Here is a 6,315-nt window from a genome sequence, read left to right as displayed (position 1 = left end):
CACTTATTAGAGAAGCCCTGCTAGAAATAGCAGGGCTTTTTTACATCTATCAAAAATGTATATTCAGTAATCAATTGGCGAATAGATAGAATGACAACTCAACTACATCAAACCTTTTAGAAAGCCTAGTCTTACGACTAGGCTTTCGTCGTTTCTGGGGTTTGATAATTTGGTCTTCTACCAATGAGTCCCGCTCGTGTACTAGTCAGATGGAATACAAGTTCAGCTATTCATACTAAGCCCACGCACAACTTCTTGGGCTTTTTTACATTTGAATCCCTGTGTTAGCGTTTTGGTCGAGAGCGTCTCTCAAAAGGTTTACCGGTTTCAGAAAGAACGAACTAGGTGTGTCCGCCTTTCGTCATTTATCAGAAGGCCTAGCCTTACTACTAGGCCTTCGTCGTTTCTAGGTAATGGTCTTTTGCTCTTCAAATAACAAGTCCTCGCTACTTTCGGCCTAAGCTATTCTCTGGCGTTCAATGGCGCTGACCCCCTAAAATTATATGTGCGAGTATTGATTGACCTAGTTACTCACTATGTTTGCAAGTGCTTACAGAGAGGCGACTTATGGATACAAAAACGCCTAGCGTTTGCTAGGCGTTGGTAAATCATATCTTGCGTATGTTCACTAGAGTATTTGTTTAAGTACTCTGTCAGCTTTGACTCGAGTGATCTTGCGAATCAGCTTTTGAACTTCTTCTGGGTAGCTATCTACTTTGTCTAACTGCTTATAAGTACAAATAAGCTGAGTGTGTTGAAGAATGTTATCTACTTCAGCTTGGAACTTATCAGTTAGGTGGTGATAGTTGTCCTGAATAAAGATTCCGTTCTCTAGATCTAGTTTCCAAGCTCTAGGGTTTAGGTTATTACCAGTAAGCAGCATATAGCGCTTATCGACCCAAATGCCTTTCAGGTGGAAGCTGTTAGAGTCGTGTCGCCAAAGTTGAATCGATAGATTGCGGCTTGCAATATGAGCTTCATTAGCTTTAGCAAAGCGACGTAAGTTCATCTCATAAAGATATGGTAGACCACCAATCGTTTTAAACTCTTCCTCTGGAGAGATGAAGAAATCATTCGCGGTTTTATCACCAACCACAATGCTGACCTTTACTCCACGTTTGAGTGCTTTCTTCACTTCTTTAGCTAGGCTAGGAGGAAAGTTAAAGTAAGGGGTACAAATGAAGATCTCGTCTTTAGCCTGAGCGACCAGTTGATTGATGCCTTGGTTAAGACGATTACGTCGTTTGCCGATGCCTACTAGCGGTGTTACGGCAACTTGCTCTGGTGATACTTCCTGACCATCAAATTGGTACTGAGATCTGGCTAGAGATGCACGAAACTGGCGGATCGCTGGCTTTAGCTCTTTAGTAGCTGGCTTGTTTTTATCAGCTAAGTCGTAAACAGCGCTGTCAGAGATCATTTGTTCATGCACGTAGGCAAACATTGAGTCTGCCAGTGTCGCGTTGTTTAAAACATGGTAGCGGTCAAAGCGGTAGCGCTCGTGATAGTTCAGGTAGATATTATTGAGGCTTGCACCACTGTATATCACGCTGTCATCAACGATAAAGCCCTTTAAGTGCAATACGCCAAAGACTTCTTTACCACGAACAGGAATGCCGTAGACAGGAACTGAATGCTGATATTTTTCAGCAAACTCTTTGTACATTGCTGCATTACCTTCAGAAGACTCTGCACCAATCAATCCGCGTTGAGCTCTGTGCCAATCAACACAAACGCTCACATCTAGATCTGGATTCTTTTGTTTTGCTTCATATAAGGCAGTTAGGATCTCACGGCCAGCCTCATCATCTTCAAGATACAAAGCGACTAAACTAATACGAGTCGTTGCGCGAGCTATCTCATCAAGTAGACGAATTCGAAACTCTTGCGCTGATAGTAGTACTTCAAACTTATCAGGATTCTGCGCTATGGTTGGCAACTGTATGAATGGATTCCTACTGGCAATCATATTGACTGTTTTACCTTAAAAATATGCAAAATTGCGAACCTTTAATTTTACCAAAGGCATAGCCCCAAATACTAGATAATCGAGGCATTCTCTAACAATTTTGCTGATATTGCATAGGAATGAGATCTTTTCCGCTATTTGAATAACGCTCATATAAAACCCGTAAGGCGTTCGGTAGCTGTTTAGAATCGATCTGCACAAATTGGTGTCGAGTGTAGAAGCTTGTAAGATGCGTATAGGCAAAGCAGTAATCATTCTCTGTGAGTGTGTGCTTTGCACAGTACTCCATTAGTTGGGAACCTAACTGTTTACCGCGATGTTGCTTCGAGATCGCCATACCTGTCAGTAAGCGCGAGTCTTCTATCGTACGAAAACGGACGACACCACAAAGTTCGTCATCAAGTAAGAGTGAATAGATTAACTCACTTTTATTGGCTTTCCCTGTTGGGTAGTGCTCTTTATAGAAGCGTTTAACAAGGGGAACCTTTACTGGGTCTAATTGAGTAATGATGACATTGTTCATTCAGTCACTGCGCCACTGGTTTATCTGCTGTAGAATGAACGCAGTGTAAGTTAATTGAATATCGCCATGCAATTCCATCTCAATGCTAGTTTAAAAAACGTTCATACCTTTTCTATTGATCAAAGCTGTGATGCTTTGGTTGAAGTGACCACGATTGAAGAGTTGATCTCGCTTTATCAGGACCCTAAATGGCAATCTACGCCTAAGCTGATGCTAGGAAAGGGCAGTAACATGCTTTTCACTGAGCATTTTGCAGGCCTTGTCATTATCAATAAGCTGTCTGGTATTACCTTAACGGAGTCGGACAACAATCATTTACTCCATGTTAATGGTGGTGAGGATTGGCCAAGCCTAGTTAAATGGACCGTTGAGCAAGGTTTTGGTGGATTAGAAAACCTAGCCATGATTCCGGGTTGTTCTGGCTCAGCGCCTATCCAGAATATTGGTGCTTATGGAGTTGAGCTACAGGATATATGTGAATACGTCGATATTCTTTGTCTGGATACTTATACAGTTAAGCGATTAAGCAAAGAGGAATGTCTCTTTGGTTACCGAGATTCGATTTTTAAACACGCCCTTTACGGCAAAGCTATTGTGGTCGCGATTGGCTTAACTTTAGCGAAAGCATGGCAGCCATGTAATCACTATGGCCCCTTGAAAAGTCTGTCTGAAGAGACACTTTCACCTCAAACGATATTTAATGAAGTATGTGCTATCCGATCGAGCAAATTGCCAGACCCTTCTGTTCAGGGTAATGCTGGCAGCTTCTTTAAAAACCCGGTGATCAGTAAAGATCATTTTGATCGCTTGCAGTCTGAGTATCCAACGATTGTGGGCTATGCGAGTGAGAATATGATCAAACTCGCTGCTGGTTGGCTGATCGATCAATGTCAGTTTAAAGGTGTGAATCAAGGTGGCGCTCAGGTTCATCCAAATCAAGCACTTGTGATCATCAACTATGATGAGGCGACGGCCGTTGATGTGCTTAGGTTAGCAGAACGAGTTCGTCAGGCTGTGCTAGATAAGTTCGATATTCGCCTGGAACATGAGGTTCGCTTTATGGGAAGAGATGGTGAGACAAATCTCGACAAGGCTTTGGAGGCGTTAGTATGAGAGAGCACAGCACTAAGCTGGCACTGTTAAAATGCCTTGCTGATGGTGAGTTTCATTCTGGCGAAGACCTCGGTGAGGTGATTGGGGTATCTCGAGCTGCTATAAGCAAGCACATCAAGGGTATTCAAGAGTGGGGTTTGGATATCTACCGTGTACAGGGTAAAGGCTACAAGCTAGCGGACCGATTGGACATGCTGGACCATGAGCGACTATCTGCTACTAATAGTAACGCGTCTCTTGAACTGATCCCTATTATAGGGTCGACCAACCAACACCTGTTAGATCGCACCAATGAGCTAGAATCTGGCTCGGTTTGTGTTGCTGAATACCAAGCCTCTGGTCGCGGTCGTCGTGGCAGGGAGTGGGTATCACCATTTGGAGCCAATTTATACCTTTCGATGTACTGGAGACTCGACGCTGGGATGGCAGCTGCGATGGGCCTAAGTCTTGTTGTCGGGGTTGCGGTTGTTGAGGCTCTGGAAGAAATGGGTGTTGAAGGCGTGAAACTCAAATGGCCAAATGACCTTTACCATAACGATAAGAAACTTGCGGGAATCTTAGTTGAGCTGTCGGGGCAATCTGGCGGTGCTGCTCATATTGTGATTGGTTTAGGGCTTAATCTCTCTATGGATCCTGCTACCTCAGGTATTGGTCAGCCGTGGACCTCGCTTAAAGAGGTGTGTGATGGTCAAGTCCCAGATCGTAACCATTTAGCACAGACCCTAATAAACGCATGGGATAAGGCGCTGGTTGATTACGAAATGAAAGGGATGTCGAACTTTGTAGAACGTTGGAACCGCTTGGATAACTTCTTAGGTCGCAATGTGAAGCTGATTATTGGACCTAGAGAAATTGAAGGTGTCGTACAAGGTATTGATGAGCAGGGTGCGGTGTTACTCAAAACCGAGAATGGTATCGAAAGTTATATCGGCGGTGAAATCTCACTAAGGAAAGGTAGCTAGACCTTCCTATTTTCTTAGTAGTACTTCTTCAACCATGTGATCTGCACCTTTTCTTAGAATTAGGTGCGCCCGCTCTCTGGTTGGAAGGATGTTCTTCTCTAGGTTCAACCCATTGATTGAACTCCAGATCCCTTCTGCTTTATCCAATGCCGCTTGGTTCGATAATTTAGTGTAATGACTAAAGTAAGAGCCCGGCTTGGTAAATGCCCCTTCTCTAAACTTCATAAAGCGGTTGATATACCACTCTTTGATTTGCTGGCTGTCTGCATCCACATAGAGTGAAAAGTCCAGGAAGTCAGAAATGAACACACGGTGTGGCTCGTGTGGGTAGTTCATTCCACTCTGTAATACGTTTAGGCCTTCAATGATCAACACGTCAGGTAGGTCAACACACTTAACATCATCAGTAATGTTGTAAGTTAGATGCGAGTAAACTGGCGCGGTGACGTTTCTTTTGCACGCCTTGACGTCTGAGACAAAATTAACTAGACGCTTAATATCGTAAGACTCAGGGAAGCCTTTCTTACTCATCAAGCCTTTCTCTTCCAATACTTCATTTGGATATAAGAAACCGTCAGTGGTGACGAGCTCAACTTTTGGGTGGTTTTCCCAACGAGAGAGCAGGGCCTTAAGTAGACGGGCGGTTGTACTTTTACCTACCGCAACACTGCCGGCAATACCAATAATAAATGGTGGTGCTTTCTCTTTTTTATCGAGGAACTGATGAAGAACTGAATTGCGGTTTTGTCTGGCTGCCACATAGAGGTTCAATAGACGAGAAAGCGGCAGGTAGATCTCCACAGCTTCTTCCATGGTGAGCTTTTCATTGATGCCTTGAAGCTCTTTTAAGTCGCTCTCAGAAAGTGTCATCGGAACTAAATTCCTTAGTTCAGACCAGTGTGTACGGTCAAATGACATGAATGGGCTCATACAAAACTCTATAGTGGATAACAAAACAAGTGCATGGAAAATACATCAAGCGCTAGATAAATAAAATATCTTCCTGTACAAGATGCGGGTTAAAGACGGAAACCTTGAGCTAAATAGTCGTATGTCGAAGTTTGAGCAGAGAATTTTGCACTTTTTTTCAATTTGCTATTGCAAGGTGGAAAATCATTCAATAAAATGCGCCCCACTTGTGCCGACTTAGCTCAGTAGGTAGAGCAACTGACTTGTAATCAGTAGGTCACCAGTTCGATTCCGGTAGTCGGCACCACTTTCTCCCTTCCGTTAAGGCTGCGAGAGAAAGCTCAAAAATTTGGAGAGGTTCCCGAGTGGCCAAAGGGAGCAGACTGTAAATCTGTTGGCACTGCCTTCGATGGTTCGAATCCGTCCCTCTCCACCATATTCTAAAGGTTAAATAGCTCAAACAGAGTTACGTGTTGCGTGCATCGTATAATGGCTATTACCTCAGCCTTCCAAGCTGATGATGCGGGTTCGATTCCCGCTGCACGCTCCAACTCATTTTGTGTGCTGATATAGCTCAGTCGGTAGAGCGCACCCTTGGTAAGGGTGAGGTCCCCAGTTCGACTCTGGGTATTAGCACCAGTCTAAAGCTTCTTCTCCTTTAATAAAGAAAACCATTTTTTTTGGTTGCGTGGTCTTATTTTAAGCCACCTAATCCGTACCTAGAGGGACACCCCATGTCTAAAGAAAAATTTGAACGTACGAAACCGCACGTAAACGTTGGTACTATCGGCCACGTTGACCACGGTAAAACAACTCTAACTGCTGCTATCTGTACTACA

The 6,315-nt window shown here is 43.8% G+C and carries 6 protein-coding genes and 4 tRNA genes; 7 read left to right on the top strand and 3 right to left on the bottom strand.

Annotated elements, in window-relative coordinates:
- Positions 1-628: 628 nt before the first annotated feature.
- Together pssA and F0232_RS24625 are read right to left on the bottom strand one after the other, a co-directional pair.
- On the bottom strand, positions 629-1,969 hold the full coding sequence (gene pssA, locus F0232_RS24630; RefSeq protein ID WP_061034338.1) for a CDP-diacylglycerol--serine O-phosphatidyltransferase: 1,341 nt from the start codon (positions 1,967-1,969) through the stop codon (positions 629-631).
- Positions 1,970-2,060: 91 nt separating this feature from the next.
- Positions 2,061-2,492 carry a GNAT family N-acetyltransferase gene (locus F0232_RS24625; protein ID WP_105057684.1) on the bottom strand — a complete coding sequence of 144 codons (432 nt, stop codon included), beginning with the start codon at positions 2,490-2,492 and terminating at the stop codon, positions 2,061-2,063.
- A 66-nt stretch (positions 2,493-2,558) separates the two neighbouring features.
- On the opposite strand from F0232_RS24625, the gene murB reads away from it, so the two are divergent.
- Positions 2,559-3,605 carry a UDP-N-acetylmuramate dehydrogenase gene (gene murB, locus F0232_RS24620; RefSeq protein WP_105057683.1) on the top strand — a complete coding sequence of 349 codons (1,047 nt, stop codon included), beginning with the start codon at positions 2,559-2,561 and terminating at the stop codon, positions 3,603-3,605.
- Positions 3,602-4,567, top strand: coding sequence for a bifunctional biotin--[acetyl-CoA-carboxylase] ligase/biotin operon repressor BirA (gene birA, locus F0232_RS24615; protein ID WP_105057682.1), 966 nt, complete (start codon positions 3,602-3,604; stop codon positions 4,565-4,567). The genes murB and birA overlap by 4 nt, the downstream gene beginning before the upstream one ends.
- Positions 4,568-4,573: 6 nt before the next feature.
- On the opposite strand, the gene coaA is transcribed toward birA, so the two are convergent.
- The gene (gene coaA, locus F0232_RS24610; RefSeq protein ID WP_105057681.1) at positions 4,574-5,497 is read right to left on the bottom strand and encodes a type I pantothenate kinase; all 924 of its coding nucleotides are present in this window, start codon (positions 5,495-5,497) and stop codon (positions 4,574-4,576) included.
- 210 nt (positions 5,498-5,707) lie between these two features.
- On the opposite strand from coaA, the gene F0232_RS24605 reads away from it, so the two are divergent.
- The 5 genes from F0232_RS24605 to F0232_RS24585 form a co-directional block, all read left to right on the top strand.
- Positions 5,708-5,783: transfer RNA gene (locus F0232_RS24605), tRNA-Thr, on the top strand.
- 44 nt (positions 5,784-5,827) lie between these two features.
- Positions 5,828-5,912, top strand: a tRNA-Tyr gene (locus F0232_RS24600).
- 39 nt (positions 5,913-5,951) lie between these two features.
- Positions 5,952-6,026: transfer RNA gene (locus F0232_RS24595), tRNA-Gly, on the top strand.
- 13 nt (positions 6,027-6,039) lie between these two features.
- A tRNA-Thr gene (locus tag F0232_RS24590) sits at positions 6,040-6,115 on the top strand.
- Positions 6,116-6,156: 41 nt separating this feature from the next.
- The coding region (locus F0232_RS24585; RefSeq protein WP_253643689.1) for a GTP-binding protein at positions 6,157-6,315 on the top strand (159 nt) is incomplete at its 3' end.

The organism is Vibrio sp. T3Y01, assembly GCF_013114525.1.
In the GTDB taxonomy this organism is placed as follows: domain Bacteria; phylum Pseudomonadota; class Gammaproteobacteria; order Enterobacterales; family Vibrionaceae; genus Vibrio; species Vibrio chagasii_B.
Note: the sequence above shows the minus strand (reverse complement) of the source record. Positions and strands in the feature narration are given on the sequence as shown.